At 72.0% G+C, this 18,977-nt stretch carries 19 protein-coding genes; 1 reads left to right on the top strand and 18 read right to left on the bottom strand.

The genetic code is table 11. The features are described from left to right. Window positions 1-7: 7 nt before the first annotated feature. Genes hemN through AC1ROY_RS28250 form a run of 9 tightly spaced genes read right to left on the bottom strand, consistent with a single transcriptional unit; the run spans window position 8 to window position 7,525 of the window. Window positions 8-1,387 (bottom strand): oxygen-independent coproporphyrinogen III oxidase, encoded by a 1,380-nt coding sequence (gene hemN / locus AC1ROY_RS28210; RefSeq protein ID WP_493152260.1) that lies wholly within the window; start codon window positions 1,385-1,387, stop codon window positions 8-10. Between the two features lie 37 nt (window positions 1,388-1,424). Next, a complete protein-coding gene (gene soxA, locus AC1ROY_RS28215; RefSeq protein WP_493152261.1) occupies window positions 1,425-2,186 on the bottom strand; it encodes a sulfur oxidation c-type cytochrome SoxA in 762 nt (253 codons plus the stop codon). After that, entirely contained in the window at window positions 2,183-2,506 is a 324-nt protein-coding gene (locus AC1ROY_RS28220) for a thiosulfate oxidation carrier complex protein SoxZ (protein WP_493152262.1), read from the bottom strand. The genes soxA and AC1ROY_RS28220 overlap by 4 nt, the downstream gene beginning before the upstream one ends. A gap of 3 nt (window positions 2,507-2,509) precedes the next feature. Continuing rightward, a complete protein-coding gene (locus AC1ROY_RS28225; RefSeq protein ID WP_493152263.1) occupies window positions 2,510-2,944 on the bottom strand; it encodes a SoxY-related AACIE arm protein in 435 nt (144 codons plus the stop codon). Then, window positions 2,941-3,288, bottom strand: coding sequence for a sulfur oxidation c-type cytochrome SoxX (soxX, locus tag AC1ROY_RS28230; RefSeq protein ID WP_493152264.1), 348 nt, complete (start codon window positions 3,286-3,288; stop codon window positions 2,941-2,943). The genes AC1ROY_RS28225 and soxX overlap by 4 nt, the downstream gene beginning before the upstream one ends. Before the next feature lie 58 nt (window positions 3,289-3,346). Beyond that, window positions 3,347-4,582: an FCSD flavin-binding domain-containing protein gene (locus tag AC1ROY_RS28235; protein WP_493152265.1), complete on the bottom strand. Its 1,236-nt coding sequence runs from the start codon at window positions 4,580-4,582 to the stop codon at window positions 3,347-3,349. Next, entirely contained in the window at window positions 4,579-4,848 is a 270-nt protein-coding gene (locus tag AC1ROY_RS28240) for a c-type cytochrome (RefSeq protein WP_493152266.1), read from the bottom strand. The genes AC1ROY_RS28235 and AC1ROY_RS28240 overlap by 4 nt, the downstream gene beginning before the upstream one ends. Before the next feature lie 5 nt (window positions 4,849-4,853). Next, window positions 4,854-7,049 (bottom strand): xanthine dehydrogenase family protein molybdopterin-binding subunit, encoded by a 2,196-nt coding sequence (locus AC1ROY_RS28245; protein ID WP_493152267.1) that lies wholly within the window; start codon window positions 7,047-7,049, stop codon window positions 4,854-4,856. Window positions 7,050-7,060: 11 nt separating this feature from the next. After that, the gene (locus AC1ROY_RS28250; protein WP_493152268.1) at window positions 7,061-7,525 is read right to left on the bottom strand and encodes a (2Fe-2S)-binding protein; all 465 of its coding nucleotides are present in this window, start codon (window positions 7,523-7,525) and stop codon (window positions 7,061-7,063) included. 263 nt (window positions 7,526-7,788) lie between these two features. On the opposite strand from AC1ROY_RS28250, the gene AC1ROY_RS28255 reads away from it, so the two are divergent. Next, window positions 7,789-8,766, top strand: coding sequence for a Bug family tripartite tricarboxylate transporter substrate binding protein (locus tag AC1ROY_RS28255; RefSeq protein WP_493152269.1), 978 nt, complete (start codon window positions 7,789-7,791; stop codon window positions 8,764-8,766). 38 nt (window positions 8,767-8,804) lie between these two features. Here the strand turns inward: AC1ROY_RS28255 and AC1ROY_RS28260 are convergent, their stop codons facing one another. From AC1ROY_RS28260 to AC1ROY_RS28300, 9 genes are all read right to left on the bottom strand, one after another. Continuing rightward, on the bottom strand, window positions 8,805-9,851 hold the full coding sequence (locus AC1ROY_RS28260) for an LLM class flavin-dependent oxidoreductase (protein WP_493152270.1): 1,047 nt from the start codon (window positions 9,849-9,851) through the stop codon (window positions 8,805-8,807). A gap of 300 nt (window positions 9,852-10,151) precedes the next feature. Beyond that, on the bottom strand, window positions 10,152-11,129 hold the full coding sequence (locus tag AC1ROY_RS28265; protein WP_493152271.1) for a Bug family tripartite tricarboxylate transporter substrate binding protein: 978 nt from the start codon (window positions 11,127-11,129) through the stop codon (window positions 10,152-10,154). 14 nt (window positions 11,130-11,143) lie between these two features. Next, window positions 11,144-11,896: an SDR family NAD(P)-dependent oxidoreductase gene (locus tag AC1ROY_RS28270; RefSeq protein ID WP_493152272.1), complete on the bottom strand. Its 753-nt coding sequence runs from the start codon at window positions 11,894-11,896 to the stop codon at window positions 11,144-11,146. Window positions 11,897-11,907: 11 nt separating this feature from the next. Further along, window positions 11,908-12,663, bottom strand: a complete 756-nt coding sequence (locus AC1ROY_RS28275; protein ID WP_493152273.1) for an SDR family NAD(P)-dependent oxidoreductase — start codon at window positions 12,661-12,663, stop codon at window positions 11,908-11,910. Between the two features lie 14 nt (window positions 12,664-12,677). Continuing rightward, a complete protein-coding gene (locus AC1ROY_RS28280) occupies window positions 12,678-13,634 on the bottom strand; it encodes a Bug family tripartite tricarboxylate transporter substrate binding protein (protein WP_493152274.1) in 957 nt (318 codons plus the stop codon). Then, on the bottom strand, window positions 13,631-15,133 hold the full coding sequence (locus tag AC1ROY_RS28285) for a M81 family metallopeptidase (protein WP_493152275.1): 1,503 nt from the start codon (window positions 15,131-15,133) through the stop codon (window positions 13,631-13,633). Before AC1ROY_RS28285 ends, AC1ROY_RS28280 begins: the two co-directional genes overlap by 4 nt. Before the next feature lie 25 nt (window positions 15,134-15,158). Continuing rightward, window positions 15,159-16,916, bottom strand: a complete 1,758-nt coding sequence (locus AC1ROY_RS28290; RefSeq protein ID WP_493152276.1) for a M28 family peptidase — start codon at window positions 16,914-16,916, stop codon at window positions 15,159-15,161. Between the two features lie 14 nt (window positions 16,917-16,930). Next, a complete protein-coding gene (locus tag AC1ROY_RS28295; protein ID WP_493152277.1) occupies window positions 16,931-17,887 on the bottom strand; it encodes a Bug family tripartite tricarboxylate transporter substrate binding protein in 957 nt (318 codons plus the stop codon). 92 nt (window positions 17,888-17,979) lie between these two features. Then, window positions 17,980-18,894, bottom strand: a complete 915-nt coding sequence (locus AC1ROY_RS28300) for a LysR family transcriptional regulator (protein ID WP_493152278.1) — start codon at window positions 18,892-18,894, stop codon at window positions 17,980-17,982. Window positions 18,895-18,977: the final 83 nt, after the last annotated feature.

Consider the following 18,977-nt stretch of genomic DNA (forward strand, 5'->3'; position numbering starts at 1 on the left):
CTCTCCCTCAGACGGCGGCGGAATGTCTCGCCGCCGAGGGCGCCAGATAGGCGTCGAAGCAGGCCGCCGCCTGCCGCACGAAGCGGCGCCCCGCCGGCGTGACGGCGAGCTGCATGCCGTCGCGCCGGATCAGCCCTTCCTGTTCCAGCCCGTCCATCGGGGCGTCGGCGAGGATGGCCTGGATCTCCGGCGGGGCCGCGCGAAGGTCGAGCGCGAAGTCGCACATCAGGCGCTCGATGAGTCTCGCGCGCAGCCGGTCGTCCGGCGTCGCGGCCACGCCGCGGGCGATGGGCAGCCGGCCCTCGGCGATCGCCTCGGCCCAGCGCCGCTCGTCCACCAGGTTCTGCGCGAAGCCGCCGGGCAGGGCGCCGATCGCCGAGGCGCCGAGGCCCAGCAGCGCCGGCGCGGTGTCCGTCGTGTAGCCCTGGAAGTTGCGGCGCAGCCGGCCCTCGGCGGCGGCCAAGGCCAGGGGATCGCCGGGGCGGGCGAAGTGGTCCAGCCCGAGGGCGAGATAGCCTGCCTTGACCAACGCGGCCTCCGCCGCCTCGGCCTGTTCCAGCCGGGCGAGGGTGTCCGGCAGTGCGGCCGTGTCGATGGCCTTCTGCTGCGGCTTCATCCAGGGGACGTGCGCGTAGCCGAAGACCGCGATCCGGTCGGCGCCGAGCGAGGCGGCGAAGCGGGCACTCGCCGCCACATGGGCGGCGGTCTGGCCGGGCAGGCCGTACATCAGGTCGATGTTGATGGCGCCGATGCCGGCGCGGCGCAGGCGCTCCACTGCCGTCTCCACGAGCACTGCGGGCTGCGGCCGGCCGATGCGGGCCTGTACGGACGGGTCGATGTCCTGCACGCCGAGGCTCGCGCGGGTGAAGGCGAGCGCGCCCAGCGCCTCGACGGCGGGCTCGTCCAGGGTGCGCGGGTCCAGCTCGATGGCGAGTTCGGCGCCTGGGCGCAGGCCGAACCGGCGACGGAGCGCCTGCATCAGGCTCGCGAGGCCCTCGGCGCCGAGGATGGAGGGCGTGCCTCCGCCCAGGTGCAGATGGGCGATGCCGCCATGCACCGGCACGGCCTCGGCCAGGAGCGCGGCTTCCGCCAGCAGGGCCTTCGTGTAGGCGCGGATGCGTTCCGCCGAGCGCGTCGCCTTGGCGTGGCAGGCGCAATACCAGCAGAGGTCGCGGCAGAAGGGCACGTGGACGTAGAGCGACAGCGGATCGGCGGGGCCGATGCCCTCGCGCAGCCAGCCGCGCCAGTCCGCCTCCTCGATCGGGCCGAACTGCGCGGCCGTGGGGTAGCTCGTGTAGCGCGGGACGCGCGCCTCGGCGAGCGCGAGCAGGGCGCGGAAATGAGGGGCGGTAGGGTCGATCATCCCGTCAGGCTGGTGCGTCGCCATGGCGTGTGCCCTGATCGAGGTCAGCCCGGCAGCGCTGTCAGGGCCGCACGGCGGGCGTCTCGATCGGCATGCCCGCGGCGCGCTGCGCCAGGTAGAGCTCGATCTCGATATACTCCGCCGCGCCATAGGCATAAGGCTCCGCGCGCACGCCCGTCATGCAGCCGCGCAGCCGGCGCTGCAGCGAGCCCAGCGACTGCCATTCGAGGCGGTAGAGCGGATATCCCGTCGGATGTCCCTGCGGGATGGTGCTGCCGGCCAGCCGGCGGCCGGCATTGTCGTCGTGGCACTGCGCGCAGGAGAGGTCGAGCTGGCCGCGCCGCTCGGCATAGAGCGCGCGGCCGTGCTCGCGGGCGGCGAGCAGGCGCGGGTCGGCGGGTGGGCTGATCGGCTGTCCCCGCGACTGATGCGCGACATAGGCGGTGAGCGCGAGCAGCGTCTCGCTCTCGCGCGCCAGTGGTGGGGCGCCCTGGCGGATCGCGCGGCTGTGCATGATGCGGCCGGCGAGGTCGATCGGAGCGCCGCTGGCCTCGTCCCAGGCCGGGTAACGGGCGGCGACGCCGCGCATGGAGACCTCGGCATTACCGTGACAGCTGGCGCAGGACTGGCCGGCAGGGCCGGCAGGGCCGGCAGGGCGGTTCCATAGCGCCTCCCCCTCCAGCACCCAGAGCATGCCGGGATTGGCGGTGTCGTCCCGCTGCATCGCCTGGCTTTCGCGCGACATGTCCTCGAAGCCGGAGCGGCGCTCCTGGGCGGCTGCGGGCAGGCCAAGCGCAGCCAGAAGCGCGAGCAAGCGCCTCACGGCGCCACCGCGATCTCGCGCGTCTCGGTCTGGTCGAAGCCGTTGTCGCCCTGCCAGCGCAGCACGAGCGGGGCCGTCACAGTCGCGACCAGGGTGAAGGACAGGAAGGGATTGGCGGCGATGGCCGGCGAGAGCTCGGCGGCGAAGACCTCGGTGCCGTCATAACTCGCGGTGAAGCGGCGGATGATATCGCGCGGCAGCACCTCGCCGTCGGCGCCGGGGCGGTAGCCGGTCTCCATCGTGTGCTGGATGAGCGTGCGGATGGTGACGACCTCGCCCGGCTTCGCGCTGGGGGGGATGTTGAGCAGGACGCGCGCCACGGATCAGCCCTCCACGCAGGCGGCGAGGGTGACGACCACCTGCGCGCGGTCGGACCAGAAGCTGCCGTCGGACAGCTGTGCCACGGCCAGCAGATACTGCGAGGTGGCGAGGCGGATATGCGTGGCCAGGATCGCGCGCCCGGAGCGCGGGCCGATGCGCACGGTGATGACATGCGGCTGCGGGTTGCGCTCGTTGAAGACAGCGATGGCGCGGACGTGGTCCTCCTCGGTCATCGGGCTGTCCACGATGACCGAGAGCGGGACGGTGTTGCCGTTCTCGACGAGCGGCGAGATGTCCATCGCCACCCGGCCGGGCCGGACCTCGGCGCCGCCGGTGAAGCCCCTGACAGCCTCGGCCATGGCCTCCGGCGAGGCGCCGGCGCCGCGCGGGAGGAGCAGCAGCGCAGGGGTGGCGAGCAGCAGGCGGCGTGGGGTCATCGCGCCGGCTCGTCGCGCAGGGTCGTCAGATAGGCCACGACGTCCTCGATCTCCTCCGCGCTCAGCACCGTTCGTCCCTGGAAGGCGGGGCCGACGCGGTGAAGTCCCTCGGTGCGGTAGTAGGAGGGCATGATGCTGTCCGGGTTCAAGCGGCGGCTGTCCATGATGCGCAGGCGGAGCTGACCTTCGGTCCAGCGGCTCCCCGCGCCGGAGAGATCGGGGGCCAGGTTGCCCTGGAAGCGTTCCTCGGGGATGGGCGCCGTGTGGCAGAGCAGGCAAAGACCGCGCTGCCGGTCGGCGACGATGGCGCGACCGCGGGCGGCGTCGCCGGGCTGGCTGGTCAATGGGGCGACCTCCTGGGCGGAGGCTGGCGACGCCAGCATCAGCAGCACGCCGAAAAGTCTAGCCGAAGGCATCGGCGGTGATCGTCTCGAACCAGTCCTCGGCATAGCCGGCCTCGGCCTCGCGGAAGGAGGCGGGCGCGTCCAGCGGGCTGGTGCCGCCGGCGCCGGGGATGTCGGCTAGCACACCCTCCGCCGGCCGGTACACGCCGGCGACGGAGATGCCGTAGCCCGGTGCCACAAGGCTGTAGCAGGTGTTGAGCAGCCGCGGCTCGGGCACCGGCGTGCCGCGCAGCAGCCGCGCGATCGCATCGGCGCAGACGCGCGCCTGGGCATTGGCGGCGAAGGCGGATTTCGGCATGGCGCCGGCGATGCAGGCGTCGCCGATCACATGCACGTTCGGCAGCAGGCGGGATTCGAAGCTGGTGGGGTCGATGGGGCACCAGCCGGAGCGGTCCGCCGCGCGCGCGAGCTGCGCGATGGCGCCGGCGCGCTGCGGCGGGATGACGTTGACCACAGCGCCGGCGTGATTGCCGAATTCCGTAACGACCTCGCGCCTAGCCACGTCCACGCCGGTGACGCGCCCGCCGCCGGAGAGCGGCACGTATTCTAGCAATCCCGGATAGAGCGCGGCCCAGGCCGCCTCGAAGAGCCGCTGCTTGGAGAAGGCATCCTTCGCGTCGAGCACGATGAGTTTCGAGCGGGGCTTCCGCGTCTTGAGGTAATGCGCGATCAGGCTGGCGCGCTCGTAAGGGCCGGGCGGGCAGCGATAGGGGTTGGCCGGCACGGCCATGACGACGGTGCCGCCGTCCTCCATCGCCTCCAGCTGCGCGCGCAGCAACTCCGTCTGCGCGCCGGCCTGCCAGGCATGCGGCAGCGCCGCCGCGGCGGCCTCGTCGTAGCCGGCGAGCGCGTCGAAGCGCAGGGCGATGCCGGGCGAGAGGACCAGGCGATCGTAGGACAGCACGCTCCCGTCGGCGAGCGTGACGCGGCGTGCGGAGGCGTCGATGCCCGTGGCGGCCTGATGCACGACGCTGATGCCCTGCGTCCGCAGCACATCGTAGCCGAAGCGCTGCCGCTCCATCGGCCGCAGCCCGGCGATGACGGCGTTGCTGAAGGGGCAGGACGTGTAGGTGGCGTTGGGCTCGACCAGCGTGACGGCCAGTCCGTTCCGCCGCAGCGCCCGCGCGCAGCTCGCCCCGCCGAAGCCGCCGCCGATCACCACGACGGCCGGCGCCGCCTGCGCCAGCGCGGGCGCCGAGAGCAGCCCCACCAGGACGCGTCGCGGAATCCTCACCGCACCACCCATTCGGCGATGGCACGGCTTTCCGCCTCGCTGAAGCCACGCGCGAGACGGTCCATGACGGTGGCCGGGACCGTCCCCTCGCGGAAGGCGCGCAGCAGCGTCGCGACCTCCGCCGGGTCGCGTCCGCGCAGCGGAGGGATCGCCGCCCCCGCCCGCGTCGGCGAGTGGCAGCCGAGGCAGGATGAGGCACCCGGAGGCGCCTCCTCGGCGAATGCCGGCATCGCCAGGACCAGCAACAGCGCCAGGCGTGGCGCCATCGCCGTCACGTCCGGCGCAGGCTCGTATTCTTCAGCGGAATCTCGCGCACCCGCTTGCCGGTCGCCGCGAAGATCGCGTTGAGCACGGCCGGCGCGGCCACCGCGATGGTCGGCTCGCCCACCCCGCCCCAGAAGCCGCCGGTGGGCGCCACGATCGTCTCCACCTTCGGCATCTCATCCATCCGCAGCACCTGGTAGCTGTCGAAGTTGGTCTGCTCGATGCGGCCGTCCTTCACCGTGCACTCGCCGTAGAGCGCGGCCGAGAGCCCGTAGACGAAGGAGCCCTCCACCTGGGCCGCGATCTGCTGCGGGTTCACGGCATAGCCCGGGTCGGTCGCGGCCACGATGCGGTGGATCTTCAGCACGCCGCCATCCGTCACCGAGACCTCGGCGCAGGCCGCGACATAGCTCCCGAAGCCGTGCGTCTGCGCCAGGCCGCGGAACACCTTCTGCCCGTCCACATCAGCCGCCGGCGTGCCCCAGCCGGCGCGCTCGGCGACGGCGTTGAGCACGGCGAGGTGCTTGGGATGGTTCGCCATCAGCGCGCGGCGAAACTCCAGCGGATCCTTGCCCGCCGCATGCGCCAGCTCGTCCATGAAGCATTCGAGGTAGATGGTGTTCTGGTTCAGGTTCACCCCGCGCCAGAAGCCCGGCGGCACATGCGGGTTGCGCATGGCGTGGTCGATCAGCAGGTTCGGGATGCCGTAGCCGATATCGGCCTCGTTGCTGCTGGCGTTCAGCCCTTGGAAGACGACGGGATCGCGTCCGTCGCGGATGTTCTGGGGAAAGATGCCGGCGACGATGGACTGCCCGGCGATGCGCATGTGCATCCCCGTCAGATTCCCCTGCGCGTCCAGGCCGGCGGTCAGCTTGCACATGGTGACCGGGTGGAACCGGCCCTGCAGCATGTCCTCCTCGCGCGACCAGATGAGCTTCACCGGCGTGCCCGGCATCTGCTTGGCGATATCCACCACCTGGCGCACCCAGTCGTGCACCGCGCCGCGCCGGCCGAAGCCGCCGCCGAGATGGATCTTGTGCACCTCGCAGCGCGCCGGCGGCAGGCCGGCGGCCTCGGCGGCGGCGGCGTGCGCGGCCTCGCCGTTCTGGGTGGGCGTCCAGACCTCGCAGCGCTCCGGCGTCCAGACGGCGGTGGCGTTCATCACCTCCATGCAGGCGTGGTTCTGATGCGGGTAGGAGTAGACGGCCTCGACCTTGCGCGGCGCCGCGGCAATGGCCGCGGCGGCATCGCCGGCGCGGTTGCCGACGGCGGCCTGCGGCGCGTCGAGCGCGGCCTTCATCACCTCCGCGAAGCCGGCGGAGGAGGCGGCCGCGTGCTCGCCCTCGTCCCAGGTGATGGTGACGGCGTCGAGCGCGGTCTTGGCGCGCCACCAGGTGTCGGCCACGACGGCGACCGCGTAGTCGCCCACGCGCAGCACGCGCTTCACGCCGGGCATGCGCTCGGCCGCGGCGGAATCGACGCTCCGCACCTTGCCGCCGAAGACCGGGCAGGCGTGGATCGCGGCGTTCAGCATGCCCGGCAGCTGCAGGTCCATGCCGTAGACCTGGCTGCCGTTGAGCTTGGCCGCCGTGTCGAGCCGCGGCACGGGGCGGCCCGCCAGCTTCCAGTCCGCCGGATTCTTCAGCGGCACCTCGGTGGGCACGGGCAGCCGCCCGGCCGCCTCGGCCACCTGGCCGTAGGTGACGGTGCGGCCCGTCGGCGCATGGGTGATGACGCTGGCCGCCGCACGGCACTCGCCGGCCGGCACGGACCAGGCATTGGCCGCCGCCTGCACGAGCATCATGCGCGCGGCCGCGCCGCCCCTGCGGACGTAGTCGTTGCTCTCGCGGATGCCGCGGCTGCCGCCGGTGGACATGTTCCCCCAGACCCGGCCGCGCGCGAGGTTCTGGCCCGGCGTCGGGTATTCGGTGGTGACCTTGGCCCAGTCGCATTCCAGCTCCTCGGCGACGAGCTGGGCGAGGCCGGTCAGCGTCCCCTGGCCCATCTCGGAGCGGGCGATGCGGATCACGACCGTATCGTCGGGCTTCACCACGACCCAGGCATTGACCTCGGGCGTGGTCGGCAACGGCTGGGCCGCGGCCTCTGACGGCAGCGGGATGCGGAAGCCGAAGGTGAAGGCGCCGAGCGCCGCGGAGGCGCTGGCGAGAAGGCTGCGGCGGCTGGGCCGGCTGATGGCGTTCATGGCTCCCTCCCTCAACCGGCCGTGGCCGTGCCGGCCGCCGCGCGCTGGATGCCCGCGATGACCCGGTTGAAGGTGCCGCAGCGACAGATGTTCGTGACCTCCTCGCGGATCTGAGCCTCTGTCGGCCGCGGCGTCGCGGCGAGCAGGGCCGCTGCGGCCATGATCATCCCCGACTGGCAGAAGCCGCACTGCGGCACGTCGAGCGCGAGCCAGGCCTGCTGGATCGGGTGGCTGCTGTCGGGCGAGAGACCCTCAATGGTAACGATCTTCTGGGTCTCGTCGAAGGCGGAGACGGGCTGCGCGCAGGCGCGCATCGCCATGCCGTCCACATGCACGGTGCAGGCGCCGCATTGCGCGATGCCGCAGCCGTATTTCGTGCCGGTCAGGCCGAGCTGCTCGCGGAGCGCCCAGAGCAGGGGCGTGTCCTCTTCGGCCTCGACCTCGACGACGCGTCCGTTGACGTTGAGCTTCGCCATCTCGTCTCTCCTGTCCCTGGGGGGCGACATCGTGGTGTCGCGGCGCCCGATCGTTGCCGGGGCGCGTTGCCGGGAGCGTATCAGCCGGGATCATGCGAGGACAGGGGAATCCGACCGCCGTTGGCGCCTGCGGTTCCAGGCGGCCGGCGCGATTGTGCCCCGGCCATCGGTTCCAGGCCTCGAGGCGCAAAAGTCGGTCCGCGCATGCCGCCCGCATGGCATGAGAATTGCTGAGAATCCCGGGCATTTCCCGAGAGGCCCGCATGTCACCGACACGTCGCGCTCTGCTGAATTCGCTGCCCTTCGTCGCGGCGCCCTCGGTCCTCCGCGCACAGTCGGGAAGCTGGCCCAACCGGCCGCTTCGACTCATCGTGCCATGGCCGCCGGGCGGATCGACCGACGCGGTCGGGCGGACGATCGGGCAGGCCCTCGCCGCCGGAATCTCGCAGCCCGTCGTGGTGGACAATCGCGGGGGCGCGGGCGGGCAGGTCGGCGCCGAGGCGGTGGCGCGATCGGCGCCCGACGGATACACCCTGCTGGTCGCGAGCAGCAGCACCGCCGTCATGGGCCCGCATCTCTACCGGCTGACCTTCGATGCGCTGCGGGACTTCGAGCATGTCGTGCGTGTCTCCTACACGACGAACGCGGTCATCGTGCGTGCCGACCTGCCGGCCGCGAACCTGGCCGAGCTCATCGCCATGGCCAAGGCGCGGCCGGGGGCCGTCTCCTACGGTAGTCCTGGAAACGGCTCCTCGGGGCATCTCGCAGGGGAGTACTTCAACGCCAGCGCCGGCATCTCCATGCAGCACGTCCCCTATCGCGGCACCGGGCCGCTGCTGACGGATCTGCTGGGTGGCCGGCTGGATGTCGTGCACGACAACCTCGCGCCCTATGCGCAGGCCGTCGCTGCCGGACGGGCCAGGGTCCTGGCGGTCACCAGTCCGGAGCGCTGGTACACGGCGCCGGAGCTTCCGACCGTGGCCGAGGCGGCGGGCCTGCCGGGCTTTTCCGTCATGGTGTGGTGGGGCGTGCAGGCGGCGAAGGGCACGCCGGAGCCGATCCTGGTGCAGATCGCCGATGCGGTCACCCGCGGCTTCCGCGCGCCTGAAGTCCGGGAGCGCCTGCACAGCCTCGGCATGGAGGCGGCGCCGATGGGACGGGCGGATTTTCCACCCTTCGTGCGGGAGGATTTCGAGCGCTGGGGCAACGTGGTCCGGACCAGCGGCATCCGGATGGAATAGTCCGCGGGGGCTCCGAACCCTTGCCGATCGACGCGCCGTCAGGCCTCGACCGACGTCCCGATGCGCTGAAGCTCCGGAAGCACGTGCTCGCCGAAGATGGACAGGGACTTCATGGTCCGCGAGATCGGAAGGCCCGTGAAGCCCATGTACACGCTGAGATGCGTCGGGCGCATCACCTCGATATCGCGCCGCAGGAAGCTCAGCACCTTCTCCGCCGGACCGATCGGAAGATTCTCCAGGATCCAGTCCACCGTGGGCTCGCCCGGGAAAGGCACGGGCTCGATCATGACGCCGTTGCGCCGGGGAGCGGCGCCTCGCAGCGCTGCCGTGACGCGGTTGAAGCGAAGCAGCATCTCCGCGGCCAAGCGCGCCTCCGCGGGATCCTCGGTAATGAAGAGATGGCGCTGAACGCAGATCGGCCTGCGCGATCCCCCTGGCAGCTCCTCCTCGATGAGCCGCAACAGCGCGTCCCGCGTGGGGACGAGCTGCTCGGGCGTCCTGAGCGCCGCGCTCACCAGCAGCGTGCCGCCTGAACGCACCGTCCGCCGCATCAGCTGGTCGTCGCTGCCGGCCAGGAACAGCGGCGGCATCCGGCCGGTCCGGATCGTGATATGGGTTTCCGGGATCTGGTAGTGCCGGCCCTGATAGGCCACCACGCCGTTCACGAGTCCCTGCTCGAGGATGTCCCAGCCCTCGTTCATCAGGCCGGACCGGTCGGCGAGCGGGATGCCGTAGGAGCGGTACTCGTGCGGCTGATGGCCGGTCGCGAGGCCGAGCAGCACGCGGCCGCCGCTCATCGCATCCAGCATGCCGATCTCCTGGACGACGCGCAGCGGATGGTACAGGGGCAGCGCCACGACGGCCGAGCCCAGCTTGATCCGCTTCGTCCGCGCGGCGCAATGCGCCGCCACCATCAGCGGCGACGCGCAGACGGAGGCGCTGCTGAAATGATGCTCGGCGAACCAGGAGCCATCGAAGCCGAGATCCTCCGCAGCCTGCACCATGTCCGACACCATCGAGAAGACGCCCGCGGGAATCTCGCGATCGTTGTTCAGCGACATCAGGTGAAACAGGGCGACGTCCATCTGCTGGTCTCCTGGGGCGGCTCAAGCGGGGCGCGAGGGCTTCGTCATCGTGAGTGGCTGCGGCGATGAACCGGATCGGCTGGGCGCCGCGGACAGGATGACGGCATCGGCCACGCCCGCCTATCGGATCGCGCGCGCCTCGTGCCGCTGGCCGCCGCCGGTCTGCTCCGGCGCAGGGCAGCCGCGACGCATCCTTGCTCGTTCCAGGTTCACCGTGGGAACGGACTCCAGCCGGGGGCGAGCGGATCGGCGCCGGGCAATGCGGAAAATCGCATCGCGAAGCGCCGTTCCGTCTTGGGCCTAGTTTCTCGCGGCTCCGGCCCGGCGCATGACCGCGCCCCACTTCTCGTATTCCTCGCGCAGGATCGTCGCCTGTTCCGCGGCCGTCGTGCCCAGGATGACATAGGCGCGCCGCTCCAGCTCGGCGCGGATCGCCGTGTCGCGGACCGCCGCGACGAAGGCCGCGTTGAGCCGCTCGACGATCGGCGCCGGCGTGCCGCCCGTCGCGTAGAAGCCCCAATGGGCGGAGACGACCACGCCCGGCAGGCCGGATTCCCGGAAGGTCGGCAGGTTGGGCGCCACCGGCAGCCGCTCCGCGCCGCTCGTCGCGATGGCGCGGACCGATCCCGCGTCGACCAGGCCCTGGACGGCGCTGAGCGCGGAGAAGGTGATGTCCAGGTGGCCGCCGACCAGGTCGGTCATCGCCTGTCCCGCGCCGGCATAGGGCACGTGGGTCATGGAGATGCCGGCCTCCTCCTGGAACAGCAGGGCGGCGAGGTGCGCGGTGCCGCCGATGCTGCCGGTGGCATAGGTCAGCCGTCCGGGCGAAGCCTTGGCGAGCGCGATCACGTCCTGCAGCGTGCGGGCCGGCATCGAGGCGCGAACCACCAGGGTTGTCGGCCCACCGGCGACGAAGCTGATGGGCGTGAGATCCCGGAAGATGTCGAAGGGCAGGTCGCGGTGCAGCGCGGGCAGGACGGGCATGGTCGTGTCCACGACCAGCAGCGTGTAGCCGTCCGGGCGCGCCTTCGCCACGGCGTCGATCCCGACCACGCTCGCGGCGCTCGGGCGGTTCTCGACGACGACGGGCTGGCCCAGCCGCTCCGCGACGCCCGGCGCGATGACGCGCGCCACGACATCCGTGTTGCCGCCCGTCGAGAAGGGCACGATCACCCGGATCGGGCGGTTGGGGTAATCCTGCGCCCGGGCCCGGCTTGCGGCGAAGGCGGCCGACGAAAGCCCGGTCAGCGTGGCACGACGACCGATCCTGTGGCGCATGAAGATCTCTCCTGTCAGTTGTGGCCGCCGTCCACCGGGATGATGACGCCGTTCACGAAGCTCGCGAGGTCGGAAGCGAGGAAGGCGGTGGCCTTGGCGATGTCGTCGGCCGTGCCGAGCCGGCGCAGTCCGATGCGGCTCAGCATGGCCTTCTGCCCGGCCTCGCCGTAGCTGGCCCATTGCCGGTCGCGCGCCGGCGTGGTGCGGACGAGGCCCGGCGCCACGCCGTTGACCGTGATGCCATGCGGCCCGAGGTCGGCGGCGAGCTGCCGGACCAGCCCGTTCACCGCGTGCTTGGCCGCCGTATAGGCCTGGATCCCGTGGAGCGAGGCGTTGGAGCCGGCGCGCGAGCTCACCAGGATGATCCGCCCGCGCCCGGCCTTCTTCATGCCCGGCACCACGGCCCGGCACAGCGCGAAGACGGCGTCCAGGTTGATGGCCATGATGCGGTTCCAGTCCGCGTCGGGCACCTCCTCGACCGGCTGCGGCACCTGGCCGAGCGAACCGCCGGCGCTGTTCACGAGGATGTCGATGGCCTGCCCGGCCTCGCGCTCCACGGAGGCGATCCAGGCGGCGACGGCGCGGCGGTCGGTCAGCTCCGCCGCATGCGTGCTGATGCCAGAGCCGAGCGCGGCCAGCCCCTCGGCCGAGAGGTCGGTCCCGTAGACGCGCGCGCCCAGCCCGGCGAAGAGCCGCGCGATGGCGCCGCCGATGCCGCCCGCCGCCCCGGTGACCGCCACCACCTGCCCCTGCAGATCGAGATCCATCCGCCTCGCCCCTAGTTCATGTTCGCGCCGCCATCCACGTCGATCACCTCGCCCGTCATGAACATGGGCTCGGCCGTCGCGAGGAAGGCGACCACCACGGCGATGTCCTCCGGCGTGCCGAGGCGGCCGAGCGGGATCGAGCCCGGCAGCCGCTCCATATGCGGCGCGAAGCTCGCCTCCGTGCGCTCGGTGAGGATGGGGCCGGGGCAGATGGCGTTCACGCTGATCGTCGGCGCGAGCTCGCGCGCAAGGCCCTTGGTCAGGCCGAGCACGCCGGCCTTGGTGGCGCTGTAGGCGAAGCGGCTCGCGGCATGCGGCGAGGGCCCGGAATGGGCCGAGACGGAGGAGATGTTGACGATGCGCCCGCCGCCCGCCGCCAGCATCCCCGGCGCCACCGCCTGCGACCAGTTGAAGTAGCCCTTGAGATTCACCGCGACGCCCAGGTCCCATTCGGCCTCGGTGATCTCCAGGATGCGCTTGGGCTGCGCCACCGCGGCGTTGTTCACGAGCACGTCGATCTGGCCCCAGCGCTTCTGCAGCGTGGCCACGTGGTCGCGCGCCGTCTGGTACTCGGAGGTGTCGGCGACGATGGCCACCGCATCCACGCCGAGCGCCCGTGCCTCGCCGGCCGTGGCCTCGACCTGCTCGGCCCGGAGATCGACGAGCGCGACGTCGAGGCCGTGCCGCGCCAACGCGAGCGCGATGCCCCGGCCGATGCCGCGCGCCGCCCCGGTGACGATGGCGGTCCGGCGTTTCTGTTCACTCATCGCTTCACTCCGACTCAGTCCGTTTGCAGGTTCAGGGGCGCGACCACCCGCCGCCAGCCGGCGACGTCGCGCGCGGTCAGGGCGGCGAGGGCTTCGGACGTGCTGCTTTCGGGCCGCTGCACCTGGCCGGCGGCCAGCGCCTGGAAGCCCGGGCTGGCGACGGCGGCCACCACCGCGGCGTTGAGCCGTGCGACGAGGGGCGCCGGCGTCCCGGCGGGCGCCCAGACGGCGAGCCAGGATTCCACGACGAGGTCCGGATAGCCCGCCTCGGCGAAGGTCGGGATGTCCGGCAGCTGCGGCATGCGCTGCTCGCTGGAGACGCCGATCAGCCGGACCTGCCCGTCGCGCGTGAAGGGCAGGAAGTTGGCGACGGATTCGAAGGTCATGGCGAGCCTTCCGCTCATCACGTCGAGCACGGTCTGCTGGAAGCCGCGATAGGGCACGGAGATCATGCGCGTGCCGGTCGCGGCCATCAGCCGCTCGCCGATCAGGTGACCGATGCCGCCGGTGCCGGTGTGACCGAAGCCGTAGGTGTCCGGCTTCTCGCGCATCAGCGCGACCAGCCCGGCGAGGTCGGTGGCCAGCGAGGGCGTGATGCCGAGGCCGTAGGGCTGCTTCAGCACCAGCGAGACCGGCGCGAAATCCTCCGGCTTCGCGGGGAAGCGCCGCGAGACCAGCGGCGGCACCACGAGGCTGGAGGCGCCGGCGAAGTAGAGCGTGTAGCCGTCGGGCCGCGCCTTCGCGACGTATTCGGCGCCGACGCCGGTGTTCGCGCCGCTGCGGTTCTCGACGATGACGGGCTGTCCCAGGAATTCCGCCATGTGCCGCGCGATCTCGCGGCCCACGACGTCGGTGCCGCCGCCGGCGGTGTAGGGCACAACCAGCCGGAGCGGGCGGTCGGGAAAGCTCTGGGCGCGGGCGAGGCCCGGGAGAGCGAGGCCGGCGCCCAGCAGGATTCTCCGGTCGATCATGCGGCTCTCCCGGAGGTGACGTTGCCGAGCGGCTTCAGCCTGACGCCGGGGCGCAGCCGCTCGAAGGGATAGGCGCTGGGGTCGGCCAGGTAATAGCCAGCCGCCAGCACCACGATGACCTGCTGGGCCAGTGGCTCGAACTCGGCGCGGAAGTGGCAGGTGCTCTTCAGGGCCAGGATGCGCTCCTGCGCAGGCTCGATGCCGAGATGCTGGAAGGGCGCCTGGTCGAAGGCCTGCATGCGCTTGCTGGTGACGACGATGCGCACCCCGTCCAGCCGCAGCAGCGCCATGGGCCCGAGATCCGTGTCCCGCCCGCCGACCACCTTGCCCGTGGTGCGGAATTTTCCGGTGCCCAGCCGCTCGACGCGATACTCGGCCTCCAGCGGCGTCACGCCCTCCGGCCCGGAATGGCCGCCCAGGGCGATGCGGATCGTGGCGCCTTCGCCCGCCGCATGCGCCGCGGCGGCCGCGGCGGGGTCGCAGAGGAAGCCGAGCACCGCATCCTCGACCTTGGCGGCGATGAGCGCCTTCAGCAGGCCGGTGCTGTCGGCCGTGCCGCCGCAGCCGGGATTGTCCTGAGTATCGGCGATGACGACGGGCCTGCGGCCGGGGCGGGCCAGGCCCTGGGCCTGGGCCACGCCCTCCTCCGGCGAGACCATCGGCACGGCGAAGTTCGGCTCCTGCGTCTCGACCGCGCGCAGCAGGGTGTCGGCGGCCTCGTCCACCACGGTCTGGTCCCAGCCATGGGCGATGACGGCAGGGCCGCACCAGTAGAGGTCCGAGGGCGGGAAGCCCGCGAGATAGGCGAGGCTGGCCAGCTCCGGCTCCGCCTCGCGCGTCCCGGTGACGATGCCAAGCGAGGGCTCCACCAGCGTGCATTGGTCGTTCAGCGGCAGCAGGAAGGGCAGCTTGCGCAGCGCGCGCGCCGTGGTGCGGCCGCGCTTGAGGATCTGGCGCATCACCTTCGCCGCCCGCCGGCCGGTCGCGTTGCGGTCCACATGCGGGTAGGTGAGGTAGGCGAGCATGGCGTCGCAGTGCTCGACCATCTCGGGCGTGACGTTGGCGTGGTAGTCGAGGCTGATCACCACCGGCACCGTGGGGCCGACCACGGCGCGCACGCGGCGCAGCAGCTCGCCCTCGCCGTCCTCGAAGGGCTCGCTGACCATGGCGCCGTGCAGGTCGAGATAGACCGCGTCCACCGTGCCGAGCTCGGAGAGCCGGCCGACCAGCTCGGCGGCGATGCGCTCATAGGCGTCGGCGGTGACGAGGCCGCCGGCGCCGCCGCTGGTCCAGAGCAGCGGCAGCAGCTCGTGCTCCTTCTGCATCTCCGCGAGAAAGCCCGCCAGCGCGAAGGTGGAGCCGGCGAGGCGCTCGAAGACGGCGGGCCCCCGGGTCAGCGGCGGGCGGTCGCGCTGGATGTTGAAGTAGGCGTAGTCGGTGTCCGGCTTCACGAAGCAGTTGGTCTCGTGATGGAAGCCGCCGACGGCGATCCGGCTCATGGGTGGGGACCTCCTGGGGTCATGGTCAGGCCAGCGCGCCGAGCGTGGAATCGATCAGCGCCGTGGCGTCGCCGAGCGCGTCGGCCACGCGGTTGCGCTCGCGGACGAGCTGCGTCTCCAGCGTCCAGCGCGCCTCGCCCTGCAGCCCGGCGAGCAGCGGCAGCTCGAAGAGCGAGGGCAGCATGCTGCCCTGCGCGGTGAGGCCGTAGGGGTCGTGGGCATAGGCGCCCTTGCTCGTGCTGGCGACCGGCAGGAGCAGCCGTGACAGCCCCTTCAGGCAGGCGTTCAGCCGGTCGGCCGCGGCAGCATCGGCGTGGCCGCCGGCATAGCGCGCGCGCCAGGCGATGGCGGCCTCGTCGAGCCGCGCGGCGGCGGCGCGAAAGGCCTCGGCCTGCGCCACGGCGCCGTCCAGGCCGATCTCCGCGCCGGCCGGCGCAAGCTGCGCAAGGCGCTGCGCGAACTCGCCGGCGACGGCGGTGAAGTCGAAGGGCAGGATATCAGCGGTGCACAGCTCCCAGAGCCAGGCGGCATAGATGCGCAGATGCACCGCCATGCGCGACCAGTCGAGCTTGTCGATCGTGTTCTCGACGGAGTGGTGCCACCAGCCGAGCGTCGCCATGGCCGAGGCCTTCAGCTCCGCGTCGGTGAAGGTGCCCTGGCCCTGCATCATCGGCACGCCGAGGCCGAAGAAGGAGGAATCGCCGGTCCGCACCGCGCGGCGCCAGGCCGGCGCGTAACCCTCGCCCAGCCGCTTCTCGGTCGCCTGGTGGAAGCGCCGCAGCTCGGAATTGGAGCGGCTGTCCCAGGCCGTGGTCCCGACGATGCCGGGCTGGTCGACCTGGAGATAGGCGACGGCATGGCGGCGCAGCCGGTCCCAGCGGCGGTCCACGTAGTAGGTGGAGCCGACCATCGTGCCGGTCTCGTGCCCGGTCCAGAAGCCGAAGACGAGGCCGCGCCGCAGCTCGCCGCGATGCTGCTGGAAGACGCGCGCCATCTCCAGCAGCACGGCCGAGCCCGCGGCGTTGTCGGTGGCCTGCGGGCCGGGCCAGGAATCCTGGTGGCCGCCGACGACCACGAAATCCTCGCTCGCCGGCGCCTTCACCTCGCCCACCGTGATCTGCACGGGGCGCCAGCCATTCTCTACATTGGCGCGCATCCGCACGCGCACGGGTCCCTGCTGGATCATCTCCCGCAGCGCGAGCCCGGCCGAGCGCGCGATGCCGATGCAGGGCAGGGTGGCCATCTCGCTCTTCAGCGTGTCCGGCGTCGGGTTGCCCCAGGCCGGCTTCACCGAGCCGAAGGGCAATGCCTCGTTCTCCGGATGGCCCCAGTTCATCATGATGCAGCCGGCGGCGCCGTGCAGGGCCGCGAGGCGCTGCTTCTCGTGCCGCGCGGGGTGGTAGGAGAGCTCGGAGAGCAGGATCTTCCCGGTCGGGTCCTGCGCGAGCAGCTCCTTTTCGGAGCCGGTGTAGGTGTCGATCAGCTCGCCGGTCAGCCCCTCGGGCAGGGTCGCGACGCTGTGGCCGAGCGTGTTCGCCTCGATGGCGATCTCGCGCGGCGCGAGGACCAGGAGGTCGGCGCGCTCCGGGAAGCTCACCAGGCCCGGGAACTCCAGCATCTCGGCCGAGGCGCCGGCGGCCAGCAGCCCGTCGCGGCTGTACTCGGCCATGCGTCGCCCGTTCACCGAGCCCGCAAGGCGCGAGGGGATCTCGGTGGTGATGCGCTCGATATCCGCGCGGACGCGGTCCACCGACAGGGACGCAAGGATACTTTGCTCGGACATGAAGGGTTCCAGGGTTATTGCGGGTTCAGGCCCATGCCTGGCGCCAGCGAGCGGAACAGCGCGTCGCGCTCGCGCAGCTGCCGGAGCAGGGCGGCGCCGTCCATCTCGACGGGCACCAGCTCGAGCGCCTGGAGGCGGCGCTCGACCTCCTCGCGATACTTGGCATAGGCGAGCCGGTGGGCCTCGGTCAGGCGCTGCACGACCTCGGGCGGCAGGCCCGCGGGGCCCACGATCGCGATGGTGTAGGTGAGGTCGGCGTCGTAGCCGAGCTCGCGCAGCGTCGGCACGTCCGGCGCGAAGGGGAGGCGCGTGGGCGCCGTGGTCGCCGCGAGCCGCAGGCCCGATCCCGGGCCGAGGCCGAAGGTCGAGGCCGGCACCGACATGTTCACGTGCCGGCCCATGAGCGCGGTGTTCGCCTCGGGGCTGGAGCGGAACGGCACGTAGGTGAGCTGCGATCCGCTGCGCGACCAGAGCAGCTCCGCGGCGAACTGCCCGAAGGTGCCGAGCCCGTAGGAGGCATAGGTGAGCGTTCCCGGCTGCTGCCGCGCCGCCGCGATGAACTCCTGCACCGTGCGGTAGGGCGCGTCCTCGCGCAGCACGAAGTAGGCGGCACCGTAGCCGTAGCCGAAGAGGTAGGTGAAGCTATCGAGATTGTAGCCGGCGTCGGGCTGCGTGAGCCGCACCGTGAGGAAGGAGGACTCGCTGCCGACGAGCAGCGTGTAGCCGTCCGGCCGCGCGTTCGCCACGAAGCGCGCGCCGACGGAGGAGCCGCCGCCGGGCCGGTTCACCACGACGATCGGCTGCCCCAGGAACTCCGACCAGCGATCCGCGAAGAGGCGCACCGAGCCGTCGGAATTGCCGCCGGGCGGATAGGGCACGACCACCTCGATGGGCCGGTTCGGATAGGGCTGGGCCGCGGCGGTTCCGCAAAGGGCGATGGCCGCGAGGACGAGGAAGCGAAGGCCAGCCATTCGGTTCCGCAACGTCATCGGTGGCCCCTTCCAGTATCGGGAAAGCCTAGGACGCGGCCGGAAAAACTGTCCAATGCGTTACGCTGCACCTTTCATGCGGGAAGGTGATGCTCCGCGGCGCGCGCGGCCAGAAGGCGGGCCAGCCCCTGCGCCGATCGCGTGAGCTTCCGGCGCCGGGGCTGCAGCAGCGCGAGCGTCCATTCGAAGTTGCCGGGCAGGGGGCGGGTGTGGGCCCGCTCCGTGTCGTACTCGTAGGCCAGCACATCCTCCACGAGGCCGACGCCGCCACCCGCCATCGCCGCGCGGCAGATCGCGCGCTGCGTCCGCAGCTCGGCCACGATGCGCGGCCGCACGCCGAGATGCGCGGCCTGGGCGTCGAAGGCCACGCGGAAGGGCGCGTCGCGCGACAGCACGATGAGCGGCAGCCGCTCCAGGTCCGGCCAGGTCACCGGCTCCGGCGGCAGGAGGGAGTGGGGAAAGAGCATCACGCCCCGGCGCTTCACCAGCGGCCTGGCGACGAGGGCCGCGGAATCCACGGGCAGGCTGGCAATGCCGAGGTCGTAGCGCTCCATCGCGAGCAGCCGGATCAGCTCCGGCTTGGGCACCGACTGCAGCTCGACGCGCAGGCCGGGATACTCCCGGAGAAAATCCCCCACGGCGTCGGCCACGAAGCCGTCCGCATAGGCCTGCAGGGCCGCGACGCGCAGCAGCCCCGCGGCGTTGCGGCCGATGGCAGAAGCGGCCTCGGCGATGGCCTCGAGCCCGATGAAGCTGCGCTCCACCTCCTTGCGGAGCAGCTCGCCGTCGGCGGTCAGCGCGAGGCCGCGCCCGCGCCGGTCGAAGAGCGACAGCCCGACGGACCGCTCGAATTCCGCCAGCAGCCGCGAGACCGCCGGCTGCCCGAGGCCCAGCGCATGGGCCGCGGCCGTGGCGGTCTGGAGCTGCGCGGCCGCGCGGAACGCCTCGACCTGGCGGAAGGTCGGCGTTCGGCGGCCAGCGGCGCTCATGCGGGGTGCAGCCATTTCATCACGGAACCGTAGCAGGCATCACGTCCCGGCATACAACCCGCATGGATCGGCATTGGACGCTC

The sequence above is a fragment of the Roseococcus sp. GW821-FHT12F05 genome (assembly GCF_058806835.1).